At 66.2% G+C, this 18,551-nt stretch carries 21 protein-coding genes and 1 riboswitch; of the genes, 12 read left to right on the top strand and 9 right to left on the bottom strand.

Annotated elements, in window-relative coordinates:
• Window positions 1–15 precede the first annotated feature (15 nt).
• The gene (locus ACIBW7_RS41660; RefSeq protein ID WP_397056430.1) at window positions 16–588 is read right to left on the bottom strand and encodes a methylated-DNA--[protein]-cysteine S-methyltransferase; all 573 of its coding nucleotides are present in this window, start codon (window positions 586–588) and stop codon (window positions 16–18) included.
• A 52-nt stretch (window positions 589–640) separates the two neighbouring features.
• Complete coding sequence (locus ACIBW7_RS41655; protein ID WP_397056428.1) at window positions 641–955, bottom strand: hypothetical protein; 315 nt, start codon at window positions 953–955, stop codon at window positions 641–643.
• 62 nt (window positions 956–1,017) lie between these two features.
• Here ACIBW7_RS41655 and ACIBW7_RS41650 point away from each other — a divergent pair, with 62 nt between their 5' ends.
• Both ACIBW7_RS41650 and ACIBW7_RS41645 read left to right on the top strand, forming a co-directional pair.
• Window positions 1,018–2,520 carry a PLP-dependent aminotransferase family protein gene (locus ACIBW7_RS41650; protein WP_397056426.1) on the top strand — a complete coding sequence of 501 codons (1,503 nt, stop codon included), beginning with the start codon at window positions 1,018–1,020 and terminating at the stop codon, window positions 2,518–2,520.
• 23 nt (window positions 2,521–2,543) lie between these two features.
• Window positions 2,544–3,245, top strand: coding sequence for an NUDIX hydrolase (locus ACIBW7_RS41645; protein ID WP_397056424.1), 702 nt, complete (start codon window positions 2,544–2,546; stop codon window positions 3,243–3,245).
• Between the two features lie 7 nt (window positions 3,246–3,252).
• Here ACIBW7_RS41645 and ACIBW7_RS41640 read toward each other — a convergent pair whose 3' ends face one another.
• Window positions 3,253–4,350, bottom strand: coding sequence for a CaiB/BaiF CoA transferase family protein (locus tag ACIBW7_RS41640; RefSeq protein ID WP_397056422.1), 1,098 nt, complete (start codon window positions 4,348–4,350; stop codon window positions 3,253–3,255).
• A gap of 81 nt (window positions 4,351–4,431) precedes the next feature.
• Window positions 4,432–4,746, bottom strand: coding sequence for a hypothetical protein (locus ACIBW7_RS41635; protein ID WP_397056420.1), 315 nt, complete (start codon window positions 4,744–4,746; stop codon window positions 4,432–4,434).
• A gap of 85 nt (window positions 4,747–4,831) precedes the next feature.
• On the opposite strand from ACIBW7_RS41635, the gene ACIBW7_RS41630 reads away from it, so the two are divergent.
• From ACIBW7_RS41630 to ACIBW7_RS41620, 3 genes are all read left to right on the top strand, one after another.
• Entirely contained in the window at window positions 4,832–5,428 is a 597-nt protein-coding gene (locus ACIBW7_RS41630) for a TetR/AcrR family transcriptional regulator (RefSeq protein WP_397056418.1), read from the top strand.
• 119 nt (window positions 5,429–5,547) lie between these two features.
• Window positions 5,548–6,489 (top strand): ATP-binding cassette domain-containing protein, encoded by a 942-nt coding sequence (locus tag ACIBW7_RS41625; RefSeq protein WP_397056416.1) that lies wholly within the window; start codon window positions 5,548–5,550, stop codon window positions 6,487–6,489.
• Window positions 6,489–7,250 (top strand): ABC transporter permease, encoded by a 762-nt coding sequence (locus ACIBW7_RS41620; protein WP_397056414.1) that lies wholly within the window; start codon window positions 6,489–6,491, stop codon window positions 7,248–7,250. The genes ACIBW7_RS41625 and ACIBW7_RS41620 overlap by 1 nt, the downstream gene beginning before the upstream one ends.
• Here the strand turns inward: ACIBW7_RS41620 and ACIBW7_RS41615 are convergent.
• Complete coding sequence (locus tag ACIBW7_RS41615) at window positions 7,234–10,431, bottom strand: BTAD domain-containing putative transcriptional regulator (protein WP_397056412.1); 3,198 nt, start codon at window positions 10,429–10,431, stop codon at window positions 7,234–7,236. The genes ACIBW7_RS41620 and ACIBW7_RS41615 overlap by 17 nt on opposite strands.
• Before the next feature lie 316 nt (window positions 10,432–10,747).
• On the opposite strand from ACIBW7_RS41615, the gene ACIBW7_RS41610 reads away from it, so the two are divergent.
• The 4 genes from ACIBW7_RS41610 to ACIBW7_RS41595 all read left to right on the top strand — a co-directional run bounded on the left by ACIBW7_RS41610 (window position 10,748) and on the right by ACIBW7_RS41595 (window position 13,194).
• Window positions 10,748–11,392 (top strand): hypothetical protein, encoded by a 645-nt coding sequence (locus ACIBW7_RS41610; RefSeq protein WP_397056410.1) that lies wholly within the window; start codon window positions 10,748–10,750, stop codon window positions 11,390–11,392.
• A 150-nt stretch (window positions 11,393–11,542) separates the two neighbouring features.
• Window positions 11,543–11,680: a hypothetical protein gene (locus ACIBW7_RS41605; protein WP_397056408.1), complete on the top strand. Its 138-nt coding sequence runs from the start codon at window positions 11,543–11,545 to the stop codon at window positions 11,678–11,680.
• 3 nt (window positions 11,681–11,683) lie between these two features.
• Window positions 11,684–11,884: a ferredoxin gene (locus ACIBW7_RS41600; RefSeq protein WP_397056406.1), complete on the top strand. Its 201-nt coding sequence runs from the start codon at window positions 11,684–11,686 to the stop codon at window positions 11,882–11,884.
• A gap of 98 nt (window positions 11,885–11,982) precedes the next feature.
• Window positions 11,983–13,194, top strand: a complete 1,212-nt coding sequence (locus ACIBW7_RS41595; protein ID WP_397056404.1) for a cytochrome P450 — start codon at window positions 11,983–11,985, stop codon at window positions 13,192–13,194.
• A 128-nt stretch (window positions 13,195–13,322) separates the two neighbouring features.
• Here ACIBW7_RS41595 and ACIBW7_RS41590 read toward each other — a convergent pair whose 3' ends face one another.
• Window positions 13,323–13,772 (bottom strand): hypothetical protein, encoded by a 450-nt coding sequence (locus ACIBW7_RS41590; RefSeq protein ID WP_397056402.1) that lies wholly within the window; start codon window positions 13,770–13,772, stop codon window positions 13,323–13,325.
• Between the two features lie 372 nt (window positions 13,773–14,144).
• Between ACIBW7_RS41590 and ACIBW7_RS41585 the strand changes: the two genes are divergently transcribed.
• On the top strand, window positions 14,145–14,891 hold the full coding sequence (locus ACIBW7_RS41585) for a hypothetical protein (protein ID WP_397056401.1): 747 nt from the start codon (window positions 14,145–14,147) through the stop codon (window positions 14,889–14,891).
• 169 nt (window positions 14,892–15,060) lie between these two features.
• Window positions 15,061–15,717, top strand: a complete 657-nt coding sequence (locus ACIBW7_RS41580; RefSeq protein WP_397056399.1) for a hypothetical protein — start codon at window positions 15,061–15,063, stop codon at window positions 15,715–15,717.
• A 121-nt stretch (window positions 15,718–15,838) separates the two neighbouring features.
• Here ACIBW7_RS41580 and ACIBW7_RS41575 read toward each other — a convergent pair whose 3' ends face one another.
• The 3 genes from ACIBW7_RS41575 to ACIBW7_RS41565 form a co-directional block, all read right to left on the bottom strand.
• A complete protein-coding gene (locus tag ACIBW7_RS41575; RefSeq protein ID WP_397056397.1) occupies window positions 15,839–17,053 on the bottom strand; it encodes an O-succinylhomoserine sulfhydrylase in 1,215 nt (404 codons plus the stop codon).
• Window positions 17,050–17,466 carry a rhodanese-like domain-containing protein gene (locus tag ACIBW7_RS41570; RefSeq protein WP_040686280.1) on the bottom strand — a complete coding sequence of 139 codons (417 nt, stop codon included), beginning with the start codon at window positions 17,464–17,466 and terminating at the stop codon, window positions 17,050–17,052. The genes ACIBW7_RS41575 and ACIBW7_RS41570 overlap by 4 nt, the downstream gene beginning before the upstream one ends.
• Window positions 17,467–17,480: 14 nt before the next feature.
• Window positions 17,481–17,597: riboswitch (SAM riboswitch) on the bottom strand.
• 65 nt (window positions 17,598–17,662) lie between these two features.
• Window positions 17,663–18,118 carry a hypothetical protein gene (locus ACIBW7_RS41565; RefSeq protein WP_397056394.1) on the bottom strand — a complete coding sequence of 152 codons (456 nt, stop codon included), beginning with the start codon at window positions 18,116–18,118 and terminating at the stop codon, window positions 17,663–17,665.
• A 305-nt stretch (window positions 18,119–18,423) separates the two neighbouring features.
• Here ACIBW7_RS41565 and ACIBW7_RS41560 point away from each other — a divergent pair.
• The coding region (locus ACIBW7_RS41560) for an FAD/NAD(P)-binding protein (RefSeq protein WP_397056513.1) at window positions 18,424–18,551 on the top strand (128 nt) is incomplete at its 3' end.

The raw sequence follows: 18,551 nt of genomic DNA, 5'->3' as shown, positions 1-18,551 counted from the left end.
GCTGCGATGCAGTGGTCAGAAGAGGGTGGGTTCGCCGAAGCCGGGGGTGCGTTCGATTTCCAGCAGGCGTTGTTTGGTGGTGATGCCGCCGGGGGCGGAGAAGCCGGTGAGGGCGTGGTCGGCGGCCAGGACTCGATGGCAGGGGATGATCAGGGGGATCGGGTTGCGGCCGAGGGCCTGTCCGACGGCTTGGGCCGCGCCTGGTGCGCCGATCCGGTCGGCGACCTGGCCGTAGCTGAGGGTGTGGCCGGGATCGATCGCACGGGTCACTTCGTAGACGGCGCGGTGGAATTCCGGAATTCCATTGGTGGTCACGGGAATCCAGCGCAGGTCGTCGAGTTCCCCGGCGAGGTGGTCCTGGATGCGTGCGATGGCTTCGGCGATCGGGCCGGTGGGTTTCGCCTCCGGAATTTCCTCGGCGTCCGGAATTCGGCTGCTGTGACGCATGATCCGGGTCCGCGTCGCGGCGGGGCTCGCCTCGGGCAGTCCGAATCGGAATACGCAGTCGTCGGTCCAGGCGATCGCGCAGGTGCCGATCGCGGTTTCGAACAGCGCCGACCCGGTGACCGGGCGAGCGGAAGCACTCATACGGTCAGTGTGCACGCCGGGTCCGACATCTTCGAGCAGACCAGTCCAGTTCTCAGAAACTGGCCTGGATGCCACCGACGGTCGGCCGCACCGCTGCGCAACTGGGGTTCGAGATCCGGCGCTGCGCGGCCCGTTCGGGATGCGCGAGGGCGGGCGCATCGGGATCGGGCACATCGCCGCGGCCGTAGATCGCGGCGAGATCCGCGTATTGGCGCTGGTTTTCGTAGTAGGACGGCGACCAGTCGGTCAATGGTCCCGGCGCGTGGAACCGTTCGAGGCGGAAAACCTCGCTCGGGGGCCGCGGTGCGAACCGGTGGACGAGATAGGCGAAGGCGGCGATGACGAGCAGGGTGGCGAGGGCGGTCATAGAAGTCAGCGTGCGCGCACTGGCCTTGCCATTAAATATCCACTTGGCTAATACTGGACTTTATGTCGACGAGAGTTATCGGTGCCGCCAGCCTTGCCCGCGATCTGGGGAGTTGGCGCAGTGCGGACGAGAACGGCGAACCGGGGGAGCGCCGGTCGGCGCGTCCGGCCTATCTGGCTCTCGCCGAAGGCATCCGTCTGCTCATCCACGATGGTCGCGCACCGCTCGGTGTCGCGCTGCCCAGTGAGCGCGACCTCGCCACCACGCTCGGCGTCAGTCGCACGACCATCACCTCCACCTACAGCCTGCTGCGCGAACACGGCTATCTGATCAGCCGTCAGGGCTCGCGCAGTACCGTCGCCCTCCCGCGTGACGTGCAGCACGACGGCACCAAACCGGCCCGCAGCATCCTGGCGATGATGGCGCAACCGGAACTGCCGACCATCGATATGACCTACGCCGCGATGGCCGCGCCCCTGGAGATGCAGGAGGCGTACTCCGTTGCGCTGCAAGGTCTTCCGGCCTATCTCGGGACGCACGGTATGGATCCGGTCGGTGTCCTCGCACTGCGCGAGGCACTGGCCCGCCGCTACACCGAACGCGGCCTGCCCACCGAACCGGACCAGATCCTGGTCACCCTCGGCGCCCAGCACGGCCTGCGCCTGCTGCTCAATGTGCTCACCGCGCCCGCGGCCCGGGTGCTCATCGACCACCCGACGTATCCGAATGCCATCGAGGCGATCCGCGATGTCGGCGCCCGCCCGGTGCCGGTGCCGCTGCGCCCCGAAACCCCGGAATCCGGCTGGGATCTCGACGGAATCCGCAGTGCCGCAAGGCAAACCGCGGCCACCCTGGCCTACCTGGTGCCGGACTTCAACAACCCGACCGGCCTGCTGCTCGACGCCGACGGTCGCGCCGAACTGACCGCCATCGCCCGCGAGACCCGGATGACCGTGGTGATCGACGAGTCGATGGTGGACCTGAGCCTGACCGACCGGACCGCGCCCCCGCCGGTCGCGGCCTTCGCCAAGGGCAGCGAGATCATCACCATCGGCTCGGCTTCGAAATCCTTCTGGGGCGGTCTGCGCGTCGGCTGGATCCGCACCAACCAGTCGCTGATCACCAAACTGCTCGGCATCCGCTCCACCGTCGACCTCGGCACGCCCGTCATGGATCAGTTGGCCACCATCCACCTGCTGGAGAATGCCGACACCATCCTCACCCGCCGTCGCGATCAACTCCGCGCCCAGCGTGCGGCCCTGCTCGCCACACTCGGCGAGGAGCTCCCGGACTGGCGCACGATCGTCGGCGACGGCGGCATGTCCGTCTGGGCGCAGCTACCGGCGCCGGTCTCGACGGCACTGGCTGCCACCGCCCCCAACCACGGTGTATTGCTCGCCGCCGGACCGCGATTCGGTGTCCAGGGCGCCTTCGAACGCTTCATCCGCCTGCCCTTCACCCACCCCGAACCCGAACTCCGTTTGGCGGTGAAGTCCATCGCCGCCGCCTACGAAGCCCTCACCCCCCGCGCCGCCGACCCCCTCCAACCGCTCACCTGCTACTGACCCGGTAGTGCAATATCGAGGGTATGGATCTCATTTCGGGACCGCGTGTCCCCGATAGTGTTGACGGCTTCCGTGAGTTGGCGGGCGCGCGGTTGGGCGGATTTCCGCATACTGAGGTTGCCGACGCACCGGGTCTTCGTCGGGCGGCGGTGTTGCTGTGCGTGGTGGCAGTGGACGGTCCGCCGTCGGTGATGGTCATCAAACGCGCGTATCGCGGGCGCAATGCCGGGCAATGGGCGCTACCGGGTGGGCGGGTCGACGACGGAGAAACCGTTGAGCAGGCGGCAATACGTGAATTGCACGAGGAACTCGGACTGACCGCGAGCCCGGCCGATCTGCTCGGCAGGCTCGACGACTTTCCCGCCGCATCGGGTTTCGTCATCACGCCGATCGTGGCGGCTCTCGCCGACGTATCCGAGTTGCGGCCCAGTCCGGACGAGGTCCACTCGGTCCATCAAGTGGATCTCGCCCGGCTGGCCGCCGACGATGTCCCGCATTGGGTGCATCCGAACGAGGCTGTGCGGCAAAAGGATCTGCGGTCCGACGCCCCTTCGGTCGCCTACGACGGCCCCGGTCTACTGCAGATGCGCCTCGCCGAGAACATGACCATCCACGCACCGACCGGTGCCATGCTCTGGCAGTTCCGCGAAGTGCTGCTGCTCGGCCGCGACCCGGCCGCCGCTCGAATCGCACACTTCGCCCAGCCGGACTGGACGCGCCACTAGCGAATTATCAATCTGCCCAAACGGATTCGATCGGCGTCGCCGCGCTGGGCGGCGGGGTGGGCGTACCGGCAGGGGTGCGCGAGAAGCGTGGGGCAGGCGCGTGCTGGACGACACCGTCGATTTCGATCAACCCGGTGCGGGCGACAATGTGCGAATTCTGTTCCGCCTCGGTGAAAGTCAGCACCGGCGTCGTGCACGCATCGGTGCCGTCGAAGATCGCGGCCCACTCGTCCCGGGTCTTGGTCTTGAACTTCTCCGCGAACAGTTTCTTCAGCTGATCCTGTCCATTCGGATCGAGCTGCATCGGCAGGCCCTCGGGATCGATTTCCAAGCCCTGCAACAGTTCCGCGTAGAACTGCGGCTCGATCGCCCCGACCGCCATGTACTTGCCGTCCGAGGTCTCGTAGGTGTCGTAGAACGACATACCGGTATCGAGCAGGTTGGTGCCGCGCTCGTCCGACCACAGGCCCATGCCGCGCATGCCCCAGATCATGTGCGAAAGGGCAAGCGCCCCATCGATCATCGCCGAGTCGATGACCTGACCCTTACCCGAACTCTGCCGCTCCACCAGCGCCGAGAGAATGCCGAACACCAGGAACATCGAGCCGCCACCGAAGTCGCCGACCATATTCAGCGGCGGCACCGGCCGCTCGCCCTTGCGGCCGATGGCGTGCAGCACACCGGTCAGCGAAATGTAGTTGATGTCGTGTCCGGCGCGTTCGGCCAGCGGACCGTCCTGACCCCAGCCGGTCATCCGGCCGTAGACCAACCGCGGATTGCGCGTGAGCACGGCATCCGGGCCGAGGCCCATGCGCTCGGTGACGCCGGGCCGGAAGCCCTCGATCAGCACATCGGCCTTCTCGGCGAGTGCGAGCACCTTCTCGATATCCGCCGGATCCTTCAGGTTGGCCTCGACGATGGTGCGCCCGCGCCACTGCGGCCGCTCCATGAAGCCGGGCAGCATGCCGGGCCGCTGTACCCGCACCACATCGGCGCCGAGGTCGGCCAGCAGCAGCGCCGCATGCGGACCGGGGCCGATCCCGGCCAGCTCGATGACCTTGATGCCCGCGAGCGGGCCCTGCTTGGCGGTGGATGGTGTGCTCACGCCCTACCTCGGTTCGTCGTTGATCCAGCGCTCCCCGGGGCGACCCGAGGCTGTATTGACAGTATGACAATAACGTTGAAGCTATATGCGAGATGGGTTCGCGAGCCCTAGGGCGGAGTTGAGTCGAGAAGCCCCGCCGCGGCCGTGGAATACCGCCATCAGCAGCGCGCCCACCAAGGCGGCGCCGATTCCCGCGTAGACATGCGACGGCAGGTCGGCCCAGTATCCGATGACTGCCGCGAGTGCGAGTCCGAATGTGCCTGCCACCGCATTGCGCAGCGGATCGTTACCCCACACATTCGGGAACTGTTCGCCGACCATGCCTTTGACGAAATGCGGTACCGCATTCGCGCCGAACAGTCCGGCCAGTGCGGATAACAGAATTGTGTGCCACATGACGAGCCACCTATTTTTCGGTCAACGGTTGTTGACCGAAACTAGCATAGCGCCCGGCTTCGGTCAACGCTCGTAGACTGAGCTCATGAATTCTCGCCCTCTCAGCCGCGCCGAGCAACGGCAGAGCACACAATCCCGGATCCTGGACGCGGCCCGGCGGTTGTTCGCGGAGGTCGGCTACGACCGGGCCACCATTCGCGCGATCGCCGCCGAGGCGCAGACCGATCCCGGACTGGTGATGCGCTATTTCGGGTCGAAAGACAACCTCTTCGCCCAGGCTTCCGGTTTCGAACAGGAAGACCTCGTGACCGGCACGCCCGAAGAGGCAGCCGGCCAACTGCTCGCGGCCCTCGAAACCAAGCTCGCCCAGCAGCCCACCGACGCGCTCGCCGCGATCCGGTCCATGTTCACCCATCCCGACGCCGCCGCCGAAGTGCAACTCGCCATGGTGTCCCGGCAGCGGCAGGCTGCACAGCACCTGGCCGACGACGATGCGGACCTGCGCGCCGGGCTCATCGGCGCGATCACCATCGGCACCGTTATCGGTCGGCACTTGCTCCAGCTCGACGGACTGCGCGACGCCCCGCCCGAGCGAATCACCGCCCTGCTCCGCGAAGCCTTCCTCGACATCGCCTGCGGCCCAACGGCCGAACCCTCGGATGGCTCGACTGGTCGTAGGTAGTGGCCGCGGACCGATGTCCGCGTCCCGGCTTGTCCGCCGTGACCAGGTCGAACACCGTGTCAGTGGACGTGTCAGGTCGGTGTCAGGTCAGTGTCAGGCCGGCCGATGACAGTCGTCGCATGACAACTTCAGCAATTGCAGCTTCCGGGCTGCGGAAGGCCTACGGGGACAAGGTCGTCCTCGATGGCATTGATTTGAATATCGGTGCCGGGACGATTTTTTCGCTGCTCGGTCCGAATGGGGCGGGTAAGACGACGACGGTGAACGTGCTGACCACGCTGTTGAAGGCCGATGGCGGCACGGCGCATGTCGCCGGGCACGATATCGCGTCCGAGACCAAGGCGGTGCGCGCGGCGATCGGGGTCACCGGTCAGTTCGCGGCGGTGGATGATCTGCTGACGGGCGAAGAGAACCTCCAGTTGATGGCGGATCTACACCGTCTGCGGGGCGCCGAGGCCAAGCGGGTGGTCGCCGAGCTGCTGGAACGGTTCGATCTGGTGGAGTCGGCGCGAAAGCGGGCGACGACCTACTCCGGCGGTATGCGCCGGAAGCTGGACTTGGCGATGACGCTGGTCACCAGGCCGGAAATCGTTTTTCTGGACGAGCCGACAACGGGACTGGATCCGCGTAGCCGTCGCACGATGTGGGAAATCGTGCGGGATTTGACGGCCGATGGTGTGACGATCTTCCTCACCACCCAGTATCTCGAGGAAGCCGATCAGCTGGCCGACCGGATCGCGGTGCTCGACCAGGGCCGGATAGTCGCCGAGGGCACTCCCGACGATCTCAAGCGCCGGGTACCGGGCAGCCACATCCGGCTCCGGTTCACCACTGTCGTGGAATTGGATGCGGCGGCGGGGATCCTGCCCGGCTCCACCCGGGACGACGAGGCTCTGACCTTGCGGGTGCCGGGCGACGGCGGCACGAAATCACTGCGCCAGCTGCTGGATCGGCTCGCCGAAATCGCGATCGAGGCCGCGGAGGTCTCCGTCCATACCCCCGACCTCGATGATGTTTTCCTTTCCCTGACCGGTCACGCGACCACGGAGGCCAACGCATAATGAGCACCATTTCCGCACCGCTGGCCGATTCGACGATCATGCTGCGGCGCAACTTCAAACACATCGCCCGGACTCCGGTCACGGTATTCAACGCGGCTCTGATGCCGGTCGTGATGATGTTGATCTTCGTGTACGTGTTCGGCAGCGCCTTCGATGTCGGCGAACACTACATCGATTACGCGACGCCGGGCATGATCCTGCTGGCCATCAGCTACGGGTTGTCGGGCACCGCGGTATCGGTGAGCTCCGACATGGCGAAGGGCATCATCAACAGGTTCAAGGTTATGGATGTCTCCCGTAGCGCCGTACTGACCGGTCACGTCGTGGCCACCATACTGACCAATGCGGTAGCCATCGCGGCCGTTATCGGTGTGGCCTTCGCGCTGGGGTTCCGGCCGCCCGCGACCGCGCTCGACTGGCTCGGCGCGATCGGCATCATGGCGGCGACGTCCTTCGCGGCCTCGTGGCTCACGGTCGCGTTGGGTATGGCTGCGAAAACTCCGGAATCCGCGGGCATGGGCGTGGTACCGCTGATCATGCTGCCCTTTGTCAGCAGCGCGGTCGTGCCTGCCGACAAGATGGGACAGGGCGTCCGGCAGTTCGCGCAGTATCAGCCCTTCACGCCGATCATCGAAGCGTTGCGTGGATTTCTCAACGGTCACCCGTCGGGCGGCTACACGGCCGCCGCGCTGGCCTGGTGTGCCGGGTTCGCCATCGTCGGATACCTGTGGTCACGTGCCACGTTCAACAAGCGAGCGTAGTCGCGACCAGTTCACGCCAGTCCGCCTCCGCACCCTCGGTCATCGCCTCGGTGAAGCGCGCTTCACCGAGGCGATGGCGTGCTGTCTGTTCGATGCGGGCCGCATCCGGTTGGGAACGATCGGGCAGTCCGCGTACTCCGGCACTCGCCGCGAGCAGGCGCACGGCCTGCTCGATTTGGTCGGCACGCAGAGCCAGGTCCGCGATTCCGACGAGTACCTGGGCGAGCAGGGGCGCGTATCCCGCCTCGGACGCCGCCTGGAAGGCCGCTGCGTATTCTTCGCGGGCTTCGTCGAGACCGTCTGCGAGGTAGCCGAGCAGATTGTGTGTCACCGCCCTGATCTGCGCCTGCTCCGCATCGCTGCCCAGCGCCGCTGTCGCGACGCCGATCTGCCGGTATGTCTGCTCGGTTTCGCCGCTCCAACGGGCCAGCTCCGCCTTCTCCAGGGCCAAAACAGCCAGTGTGTTCGGCCAGGCGGACTGATCCGCGCACCGCTGCGCCTCGGCCATGGCCGCCGCGCTCGCCTCCGCATCACCCAGTAGCCAGTACAACTGCGCCTGGCGCGAGCGCATCCGGACGACATCGTCGATCGTGCCCACCTCGGTGACCACCGCGATCGCCTGATCGAAATACCCGCAGGCAGTGGCGAATTCGCCGCGCACGGCGATTCGATCCGCCAGCTCGGTCAGCGCGAACGAAATCCCCCAGCGCTCGCCGATGGCCCGGAACTCGGCGAGCGCAGTCTCGAGACATTCGTCCGCCTCCGGCCCATCCTGGCCGAGCACGATCCGCATCCTGCCCAGGAGCAGTCGGGCCAGTGCACGCACCCAGGGGTCTTCGTCGGTGAGCAGCGGTTCGAACGCGGACAGATACTGATCCGGCCCCTGCAACATGTGTTCCAGCGCGGCGGTGAACGACAGCAGCGGGTAGCGGGAGCGACTTTGCAAGCTGAACCGGTATGCCTTGTGGATCCATTCGTCCACCTGGCGCTCGTCATTGGGTCCCGAGGACATGAAGTGCACGATCAGTCCGTACACGATGGCCAGGGTCTCGTCGTCCACCTCGCCGGGCAGGTCGGCGGCCGCGGTGATCAGCTCCATGCCCTCGGCCTTGTGCCCGCTGAGCCACCAATACCAACCCGCGGCCGCCGCGAGCCGCATCGCCCCGGCCGCGTCCCCGGCCGCGAGCGCCTCACGCATCGCGACGGCGATGTTGTCGTGCTCGGTCTCGAGCGTGGCGAGCCACTCCAGCTGGTCGGCGCGGCGCAGGTGCGGCTCCGCGGTCGTGGCGAGTTCGGTGACGTACGAAAGATGCTCTCGGCGTACAAGATCCGATTCCCCTGACTCCATGAGCCGGTCCCTGGCGTACTGCTTGATCGTGTCGAGCATCCGATAGCGCGGCCAACCGGGCGAGCCGACGGGAGAAGTACTGTCCTCCACGGAGAGCAGCAGCGATTTCTCGGTCAGCGCGGTCAGCAGCTCCAGCACCTCCCACCGCTCGACCGCTGTGCCCGTCTGCCCTTCGGGGCCGCCCGTGTCCGCGCAGACCTGCTCGGCCGCCGCCAAACTCGCGCCGCCGGAGAACACCGCGAGCCTGCGCAGCACCATCCGTTCGGCGTCGGTGAGCAGCTCCCAGCTCCAATCGACCACCGCTCGCAACGTCCGGTGCTGCGGAATCGCGGTACGGCTGCCGCCGGTCAGCAGGCGGAACCGATCGTCGAGGCGGTTGGCGAGCTGATCCAGGGACATGGTGCGCAGTCTGGCCGCGGCCAGCTCGATCGCCAGCGGAATCCCGTCGAGCGCCCGGCAGACGCGCGCCATGGTCGACAGTGTGCGGGCATCGGCCGCGAGATCCTTGTGCACCGCACCGGCCCGGTCCCGCAACAGCTGAACGGCGGCGGAGGACTCGATCTCGCCGGGGTCCGCGTCCTCGGCGGGCAACGCCAGCGGCACGACCTGCCATAACGCCTCGCCCGTGATGCCGAGCGGTTCCCTGCTCGTCGCGAGGATCCGCAGCCGCTGACATTCCCCGAGCAGCCGGTGGGCGAATGCCGCCGCGGCGTCGATCACGTGTTCACAGTTGTCCAGGATCAACAACGTCTCGCGCTCGCGCAGCGCCGCGATGAGCCGGTCCATCGGTTCCGCATTCGGTGCGGCGCCGAGCAGCGCATCCCGGAGCCCGATTGCGGCGAGCGCCGATTGCGCCACGTCACCACTCGCGCCGACGGACGCCAGTTCGACCAGCCAGGCCCCGTCCGGCAGGTCGTCGAGCAGGGTCCGTGCGGTTTCCAGGGCCAGCCTGGTTTTCCCCGAGCCACCTGGCCCGGTCACCGTGGTGAGCCGGTGTGCCGCAATGAGTTCGCGCACTGCGGCAATGTCCCCGTTCTTGCCGACGAAGCTGGTCAACTCGGCCCGCAGGTTCGTCTTGCGGTCGGTCTCCTGCGCTCCGATTTCGCCGCGCAGCAACGCGACGTGCAGTGCGGCGAGTTCCGGTGCGGGATCCACGCCCAGCGTGTCGGCGAGTGCTTCCCGGGCATGCTGGTACACGACCAGTGCTTCGGCGCCTCGACCCGCGGCGACCAATGCCCGCATCAGCGCGGCGACGAGCCGTTCCCGCACCGGATGCCGGGCCACCAGCTCGGTCAGCTCGGCGACCAGCTCCGCACCCCGGCCGAGGCGGATCTCGGCTTCGTACAGATCCTCCATGGCGGCCAGGCGCAGCCCCTCGAGCCGGGTGATCACCACGTCGACGGCCGCACTGTCCTGCACACCGATGTCCTGCATCAGCGCACCGCGCCACAGGTCGAGGGCCTCGCGCAGCTGTTCGGCCTGTCGCGTGTCGTCACGCCCGCGGGCCTGGTCGAGCAGCTGTTCGAACCGCACGGCGTCGACAGCGTCCGATTCCACCGTCAGCCGGTATCCGCCCGCCTGCACGTCGAGCGACCCGTCCGGCAGCACCCTGCGCAGCCGGGAGACCAGGGCCTGCAGGGCGTTCGCCGCGTCGGAGGGCGGCTGTTCACCCCAAATCCAGTCGACCAGGGTCGCTTTCGGGACCGCGCGGCCGGGTTCGAGCGCGAGGGCGATCAACAGCGCCCGTAACCGGGTGCCCGGTACCTCGATCGATCCGCCGCCATCTAGTCGGATTTCGAGCGGTCCAAGCATCCCGATCTGCACCCGGACCATTCTGCCGTGGACGACAGGTCGGCGCGGCCCGCCCCTCGGATGACAACGCTCCGATGGCGGAGCATGTTGCCGGGCAGGCGATTCGAAGCCGCCGACCGCGCGATATGCGGCGCTGTCGCGAGTGGCTCGGTGCCTGTTCGTCATTCCTTTGTGCGCTGTGACCAGGCCGAACACCGTGTCAGTGCGCGTGTCAGACCGGTGTCAGGTCGATATCAGCCGGGCTCGCGACAGTGTTCATGTCAACAACACAGCACCACCGGCTGGGTCCGCTGACCTGGCCTTCCAATTCACACACCACGCTGAAGGAGTAACAGCCATGACTACGTTCCAGACCCCGGAACCGATCGCCGTCACCGTCGAGGTGCTCTCCGGCAACGTCACGGTCATCGCCTCCGACCGCACCGACACCATCGTCGAGGTCCGGCCGGCCGATGCGTCCAAGAAGGGTGACGTTCGCGCCGCCGAGCAGACCGAGGTCGAATTCGTCGCGGGCACCCTGACCGTGAAAACGCCGAAAGACTGGCGGACCTACACACCGTTCGGCGGCAACCCCTCGATCGAGGTGACCATCGAGGTGCCCACCGGCTCCCGGCTCGAGGGCACCGCCGGTGTGGGCCGATTGCAGGGCACCGGCGAACTCGGCCAGTGCGACCTGGAGATCGCCGCCGGAGACATCATCGTCGAGCGCCCGCGCGGTTCGGTGACCGCGAAAGCCGCCAAGGGCAATATCCGCATCGGCGAAGCATCGCGCGGCGTGCTCCGGCTGGAAACCTCCATGGGCGAGCTGGAGGTAGGCATCCATCCGGGCAGCGCGGCCCGACTGGAAACCAACGCCCAGTACGGCACCGTGCAGAACCAGATGCAACCGGTCGACCGGGCGGACCGCAATGCCGACACCGTGCAGGTGTACGCGCGAAACTCATACGGCAACATCATCATTCGGCACGCCATCGCCGCCTAGTGCACCAGTGCTTATGCAAACCGCCACCGACTGCACGACGCCACATCAGCGTCGTGCACCGGGTGGCCGCCAGCCCGCCGTCTGACCAGGTCGAACACCGTGTCAGTTCGGTGTCAGGTCGATATCAGCCGAGCTGGCGACAGTCTTCATGTGAATAGTTCAGCAATTTCAGCTTCTGGACCGCGGAAGGCATACGGGGACAAGACGTTCCCCGATGGCATCGAGCTGCGCACCGACGCGCGCAGCTACGGCGCGCGCTCCTTCCCGGTCACTTGGAAGAAGGGGTAACCGATGGAACTCAGAGTGGACCGGGAGCGCTGCATCGGCGCCGGCATGTGCGTACTGACCGCCCCCGGAGTATTCGACCAGGACACCGCGGACGGCCGGGTGGTGGCGCTGGACCTCACACCCGGGCCCGAGCGGGAGCCGGCCGTCCGCGAGGCCGCCGAGGTGTGCCCGTCCGGCGCGATCACCATCGTCGCCGGCGACTAGCGCCGGCCGCTTTCCCACCTCCGCCCGCAACGACGCTGCGCGCTTCTCCGGCCTGTCGGCCGGTCAACTTTTCGCTACAACCTGAATAGGAAAACCCGATGAGTGAAACGGTTCCCGTCCCCCACGGCCTCCCCATGGAACGCAATGCAGGCCCCTTCGACCCGCCTCGCGAAATCACCCGGCTGCGCGAGGCTCGCCCGGTCAGTCCGCTCGTCTTCCCCGACGGTCACAAGGGCTGGTTGGTCACCGGCTACGAGGAGGTCCGCCAGCTCATGGCCGACACCCGATTCAGCTCCCGCCAGGACATCGGCATTGTCCACGTGCCGTACGAGACCCCCGGCATGCCGGTCGCTACCGAACCGTCCCCGCAGATTCCGGGCTTGTTCGTCGCCATGGACCCGCCGGACCACACCCGGTTGCGGCGCAAGCTCACCGGCGCCTTCACCGTCAAGCGCATGAAGCAGCTCGAAGAGCACATCATCGACATCGTCGAGCGGCAACTGGACGAGATGGCGCGCCTGACCCCGCCGGTCGACCTGGTCAAGGCGTTCGCGCTGCCGGTGCCCTCACTGGTGATCTGCGAACTGCTCGGCGTCCCCTACGAGGACCGGGACAACTTCCAGGTCAACTCCGCCAAGTTCCTGATCAAGGATCAGGCGCTCGAGGAGAAGATGGCCGCGTACGGCGCAATGACCATGTACCTGGCCGGACTTGTCACGGGCAAACGCGCCGAACCCGGCGAGGACATCCTGTCCGACCTGGCCCGCGATGACGACCTCACCATCGAGGAACTGACCGGCATCGCCTTCCTGCTGCTGCTCGCGGGGCACGAAACCACCGCCAACATGCTGGGACTCGGCACCTTCGCGCTCTTGGAGCACCCCGAGCAGCTGGCCGAACTGCGCGCCGACCCGGAGTTGGTGCCCGATGCCGTCGAGGAGCTCATGCGCTACCTGTCCGTTGCCGACATCTTCTATCGCTACGCCACCGAGGACATCGAACTCGGCGGCGAAACGATCGGCAAGGGATCGACCGTCGTTATCTCGCTGCTGGCCGCCAACCGCGACGGCCGGCGCTTCCACAACCCCGACACCCTGGATATCCACCGCCGGGCCCGCGGTCTGGTGGCCTTCGGTCACGGCATCCACCAATGCCTCGGCCAGCAACTGGCCCGCATCGAAATGCGCGCCGGTTTCGACGGACTGCTGCGTCGCCTCCCGACCCTCGAACTCGCCATCCCCGCCGACGAGGTGAAACTCAGGACCGACATGAATATCTATGGCGTCCACGAACTGCCGGTCACCTGGTGACCTTGCCCTTCACGCCTGTCATGACCATCGGCGCCGCCGCGCTGAACCGAACGCGGCGACGCCGATGGCATGAGTTGAACGGGCTCAGTGCCGGATCGGTATGGCGCGCATCGGCATCTCCCCAGCGGTCAGACACGATTCGTTCGTGACGCCTGCGGGAGTTGCTCGAGTCCGTCGGGGGTGTACAGACGTACCGCTCGAACCGCGGCGGCGACCGCTACGAGCGGAGGTATGCGATGGCCGTATCCGCCGTCCGCCGACCATGCGAGGCCGAGTCCCGAAATGGGGCGTAGGGGCCATACGGCGCGGCCGACGTGGAGCACCGCCCCGCAGTGTTGGAGGTACTCGATGGCCCGATCGGCTTTGCTGATGCCGGTGACGAGCCGGATATGGCGCCCGACCGGACCACCGATCGCGATGGTGGGTCCCGAGAGGCCGTTGTCCTGGAAGAACAACTCCACCCCGATTCGCAGCGGAGCGGGTAGCTCGATTCCGGCCCGTTCCACTCCGAACGTCACCACGAGTGTGTCGTCGGCGTGGCTGATCGACCAATCGAACCGGTTGGCCGTGAACGTCATTGGATTCGTCGGTGTCGCAATCAGTGTGTACTCCCCTTTCGAGTATCGACAGTGTTCGCGCAACGCACATATGCCCAGGCGTCGGTGGTGGGACGCCACATCGTTACGCTGGCCGATCGATTGGGGGAGGGCATCGGGCATTCGCCTTGCCCGAGGTCTGCTAGCGGGGTCCAGGTCTTGTGCGAGCGGATGTCGTGGACCGGAAGACCGTTTCCGCTGATGTCCTCGAAATCGAGCAAGAGGTAGCTACGAATCGGTCGCTCAGATTTAGCTAATTGATAGCTATCAAAAGGTGTTCTTGGAAGAAATTTAATTAAGATCGATCCGGTAAATCTGTGAACTGGAAGTATCTCCCAGCTAGAGTCCATGGCTATGACTGATTTACAAGTAAACGGCGGAGCGTATGCCTTTGCGCGCGATATGTGGGCAACTGAACGGTTATGGCTGTCGCGGTCCGTGCGGACCATCCTCGTCGGACTCGCAGGCCAACTGAGCGGGCTCGGACCACAGGCATGGACACGCTACGAAGACGGTGAGCTGGAATTCGTGCAGGCGCGTGAGTTCCAACTAGCCCTGCTGCGAGTGCACAGTGTGCTCGCGAACGAGATCGACGCCGGGATGATGGAAGCTGCTGCCGCCGCCCTCGACCATACGGCGGGGCTGGGCGACGTCGCCTCCGTCACGGGCCTGGACCGGGCGCATACCTATCAGCGCTGGGGCACCCTCACCGCGGTCGGTGAACGCATCGCGCTCATCATCTCGCAGCCGTGGCCGGATGCCGGGCCGTCTGCCCTCCGGTCTCCCGACGCGCTCTACGAGCGAGATCGGCGATGGTGGCGGGTGAGCAGCGCCGCGAGACGCAACGCCCATTACGCCATCGTCGTCGTCGACCGACTGGTCCAGCGGGTATACGCGATCGACCCGGACGGTTGGCAACCGGATTCCACGGGAACACGGTGGGAGTTCCGGGCACTCGGTTCCGAACCGCTATCGCAGATCCACGTGGACCGTGCATACCGGAAGGGCCACCTACCGGTCCGATTGGGCGACCCGTATCCCGCCCGGCTGGATCGCGCGTGCGTCCCCAGTTACTTCTCGGATGGGCACGATGGCGGCTGACGCGCCTACATCGATGCCATCCCCCGCTTCGAGCTGATCGAGGCCTTTCCCGACTTCTTCGGTGCCGAACCCAACTGGCTCGGGACCGGAATGCCCTGCAATGAAACGACGATCGGGATGCGCGGGTCCGTCTCGCATGCCTGATCCATGAAATAGAAAAGGACATTTCGTGATCGAAACCTCGCGCATCGCGGCGATCGGTATCGCATGCGTTGCGGCAATCGCGCCGGTAACCGCCCACGCGGAAGCATCCGCCGAACATGACATCGAGTACAAGGTCACCTCGGTGGAACGTGTTGTGACAACCACGCTATCGGGAGGGACCTTCGTACTCGACCACGATCACAGCTCGTTCACGATTCGCGATGAGAGCGGTGCACCCGTGCTGGTCGTGCCAACGCGAATCACCGTGGGCGACAAGGTGCTCACGGTCGACTCCGCACTCAGCAAAGACGCCACGGAGTTGCGGTTGACACCCGGTGAGCTGCGACCCGCCGTCGCGCCGGTCGCATCGCCCGTCGAGAACCAGGCTGCGATGGCGGAGTTCTCGACCCGATTGGGGCTCGCCGCCACGCTCGGCACATTCGTCGGCACCGTGATCGGCCTGGTCGTCGGAGGCGTTACCGGATGCATTGTGGGTTTGCCGCTGCTCGCGGTGGGCTGCATACCTGCCGCGATCGCCGGTGCGGGGATCGGCGGCATCCTGGGGACAATTGTTGCCGGGGGACCGGTCCTGGTGCTTTCGGCCGTGGAGCTGATCGACACGCTCAACGCGCCCGACGGTACGACTAAATGGGCGCAGAACTCTCTGAAACCTGCGAATTAGGTGATCAGCAATGCGACGCGATAGAGCGCACCGCATCCCCGATGGCGGCGGCCGGCGCCGGAAACCAGCCACCACCCAGCCGACTCCACACCGGCGTTACCGACATCACAGCCTCATACATCTAGCTGAGCGCATGGTCCAGATCTCCCAGCAGATCCTCGACGTCTTCGAGCCCCACCGAGATGCGGACCACACCGTCGGACAGGCCGATGGTGGCGCGGCCTTCGGGGCCCATGGCGCGGTGGGTTGTGGTGGCGGGGTGGGTGATGAGGGTTTTGGAATCGCCGAGGTTGTTGGAGATATCGATGATGCGCAGGCGGTTGAGGACCTCGAAGGCGCGCTTCTTGGCCTCGGCCTCCGGCGCGTTCAGTTCGAAGGTGACCACGGTGCCGCCGCCGCTCATCTGACTGGTCGCCAGGTCGTACTGCGGATGTGACTCCAGGTACGGGTAGCGCACCCACGAGACGGACTTGTTGCCCTCGAGGAAGCGGGCGATGCGCAGTGCGGATTCGGTCGAATGACGCACGCGCAGCGGCATGGTCTCCAAACCCTTGAGCAGGGTCCATGCGTTGAACGGGCTCAGCGCCGGACCGGTATGGCGCATAAGGGTTTTCACCGGACCGTCGATGTAGTCCTGATCGCCGAGGATCGCACCGCCGAGTACCCGGCCCTGACCATCGATGTGCTTGGTGCCGGAATACACCAGCACGTCCGCACCGAGTTCGAAACCGCGCTGCAGCAGCGGCGTGGCGAAGACGTTGTCCAGCACCACTTTCGCGCCGGCGGCATGCGCGAGTTCGGTCACCCGGCGCACGTCGACCAGCGTCTGCATCGGATTGGCCGGTGTCTCGAAGAAGACGGCCTGGGTCGGCACCGAAAGCGCCTGCTCCCACTGATCCAGATCATCGCCGTCGACGAAGACCGTCTCCACACCCCAGCGCGGCAGAATCTCGTTGCACACGACGAAGCACGAGCCGAACAGGCTGCGCGCGGCCACAAGTCGATCGCCCGCGCCCAAAAGCGCACCGAGCGCGGTGAATACGGCCGACATGCCGCTCGCGGTCGCGAAACATGCTTCGGCGCCGTCGATCAGACGCAGCCGCTCCTCGAACATGGCGACCGTCGGGTTCCCGTAGCGGGAGTAGACGAAATGCTCGATATCGCCGGTGAACGCGGCTTCGGCCGCCTCGGCGCTCTCATAGACGAAACCGGAGGACAGATACAGCGCCTCGGCGGTTTCCTCGAATCCCGAGCGGCGCAGGCCACCTCGCACGCCGAGCGTCGCGGGACCGACACCCTCGGGCAGCGGCTTGTCGAACGCACCACCGGTGATCATGACTGCCGCCAGGGCAGGCCGATGGCGCGCCAGCCGGAGCCGCCACGATGTCCGAGCTCGTCGATCGGGCCTTCGAAGCCCTCCAGCACATTGAACGACGGGGCGATGCCTGCCCCGGTCGCGGCGACTGCCGCACCGATGGAACGCTGTCCGGAGCGACAGAGGAAGACGACGGGCGCTGCCGGATCGCGCCCCTCCAGCGCCTTGGTCAGCTGCTCGACGAACTCACCGTTGCGGGCGCCGTTGCTGTCGACCCATTCGATCAGCACCGTCGGCCGTTCGATCGAAGTCGTATCCGGCACACCGACGAAACGCCATTCGGCCTCGGTGCGCACGTCCACCAGGACAGCTTCGGGATTGTCCTGCAACAACTCCCACGCCTGCTGTGGGGTGATGTCACCGGCATATGTCATGCGATCCTCCTGTGAATCCACGCTTGCCGCACCTGGGTTTCGGTGCGCGGCCAGGTCGTCACCCGGAGCACCCCACCGCGGAGGAGGGTTGCCGACCAGCCAGCCGGGGCTTGGCGCTGGTACTCATGACCCGAAAATGAGATTGCCTGGGCAGGGGCCGCCATGTCAAACCCCAGTTCGCACCGCGCATAAGGAATCAACCGCAGACGATCCATCGGTCTTGGGAACGGGTCAGATTCCAGGTCGCCGGGGTCTCCCGGCCGTCGACCGCGATGGTCACCGTCGCCTTGGCCTTATCGCCGTCGACCATCGCATTCTCAATCTTGGTGACCTTGATCGACTTTCCGGCCGCGGCCCCGCCGAACTGACCCGCGAGCGACGTCTTGCTCTCGTCGAAGCCCTGACAGGCCACGCCCGGCGGCGGCGTGCTGTCGGTGGTGGCGCGGGCCTCCGCGTAGCGCTGCACCGCGGCCGCGATCTTGTCCGATTCTGTGACATTTTTCTCAGCGGGCGAAAGCACCGCACCGAGGACGATCGCGACCAGCACGACAGCGGCGAAGACGGCCGCCGCGATGAACGGCGCGATGGAGCGACGATCGGTCTGATCGACCTCGATTACGGGTTCTTCATCGGTGCCCTGCTGCTCTGTCATGGGTCGATCATCCCTGGTGGACGGCGGTATCCGGCATTCGGCCCCGGAACCTGCGCCGCCAGGATTTGATAGATGTCGGTAGAGCGGGTAGTCACGGTAGGTGGGCCGGGGCAGCAAACACCCGGTGTACGCACCGCCGCAGGGTGCGCGCTGTGCCACCGATAGAATCGCGAGACTGCGGCCTGCTGTCATAGCCGAGATGGCCGCCTGTCCGCATCAGCAGATGCGACCGAGAGGGTGCGTCAAGTTAGCCTAAGCTAAGACTGACGCCGTAATTGTTTCGACCATAAGGGTGCGCGTAAAAGATGACCGAACACAGTGCAGCGACTCGCCCGCTTCGCATCGCGATCGTGGGCGCGGGACCGGCCGGTATCTACGCCGCCGACGCGTTGATGAAGTCCGATGCCGAGGTGAGCATCGATCTGTACGAGCG

The organism is Nocardia sp. NPDC049526 (genome assembly GCF_044465765.1).
GTDB lineage: Bacteria > Actinomycetota > Actinomycetes > Mycobacteriales > Mycobacteriaceae > Nocardia.
This window is presented reverse-complemented; position numbering and strand designations above follow the sequence as displayed.

Excerpts from the sequence above, each read along its gene's own strand:
- ACIBW7_RS41610 (WP_397056410.1), top strand. The coding sequence starts at position 10,748 with ATGACTACGTTCCAGACCCCGGAACCGATCGCCGTCACCGTCGAGGTG.
- ACIBW7_RS41635 (WP_397056420.1), bottom strand. The coding sequence starts at position 4,746 with ATGTGGCACACAATTCTGTTATCCGCACTGGCCGGACTGTTCGGCGCG.
- ACIBW7_RS41625 (WP_397056416.1), top strand. The coding sequence starts at position 5,548 with ATGACAACTTCAGCAATTGCAGCTTCCGGGCTGCGGAAGGCCTACGGG.
- ACIBW7_RS41655 (WP_397056428.1), bottom strand. The coding sequence starts at position 955 with ATGACCGCCCTCGCCACCCTGCTCGTCATCGCCGCCTTCGCCTATCTC.
- ACIBW7_RS41585 (WP_397056401.1), top strand. The coding sequence starts at position 14,145 with ATGACTGATTTACAAGTAAACGGCGGAGCGTATGCCTTTGCGCGCGAT.
- ACIBW7_RS41615 (WP_397056412.1), bottom strand. The coding sequence starts at position 10,431 with ATGGTCCGGGTGCAGATCGGGATGCTTGGACCGCTCGAAATCCGACTA.
- ACIBW7_RS41595 (WP_397056404.1), top strand. The coding sequence starts at position 11,983 with ATGAGTGAAACGGTTCCCGTCCCCCACGGCCTCCCCATGGAACGCAAT.
- ACIBW7_RS41620 (WP_397056414.1), top strand. The coding sequence starts at position 6,489 with ATGAGCACCATTTCCGCACCGCTGGCCGATTCGACGATCATGCTGCGG.
- ACIBW7_RS41650 (WP_397056426.1), top strand. The coding sequence starts at position 1,018 with ATGTCGACGAGAGTTATCGGTGCCGCCAGCCTTGCCCGCGATCTGGGG.
- ACIBW7_RS41570 (WP_040686280.1), bottom strand. The coding sequence starts at position 17,466 with ATGACATATGCCGGTGACATCACCCCACAGCAGGCGTGGGAGTTGTTG.
- ACIBW7_RS41600 (WP_397056406.1), top strand. The coding sequence starts at position 11,684 with ATGGAACTCAGAGTGGACCGGGAGCGCTGCATCGGCGCCGGCATGTGC.
- ACIBW7_RS41645 (WP_397056424.1), top strand. The coding sequence starts at position 2,544 with ATGGATCTCATTTCGGGACCGCGTGTCCCCGATAGTGTTGACGGCTTC.
- ACIBW7_RS41590 (WP_397056402.1), bottom strand. The coding sequence starts at position 13,772 with ATGACGTTCACGGCCAACCGGTTCGATTGGTCGATCAGCCACGCCGAC.
- ACIBW7_RS41575 (WP_397056397.1), bottom strand. The coding sequence starts at position 17,053 with ATGATCACCGGTGGTGCGTTCGACAAGCCGCTGCCCGAGGGTGTCGGT.
- ACIBW7_RS41660 (WP_397056430.1), bottom strand. The coding sequence starts at position 588 with ATGAGTGCTTCCGCTCGCCCGGTCACCGGGTCGGCGCTGTTCGAAACC.
- ACIBW7_RS41565 (WP_397056394.1), bottom strand. The coding sequence starts at position 18,118 with ATGACAGAGCAGCAGGGCACCGATGAAGAACCCGTAATCGAGGTCGAT.
- ACIBW7_RS41630 (WP_397056418.1), top strand. The coding sequence starts at position 4,832 with ATGAATTCTCGCCCTCTCAGCCGCGCCGAGCAACGGCAGAGCACACAA.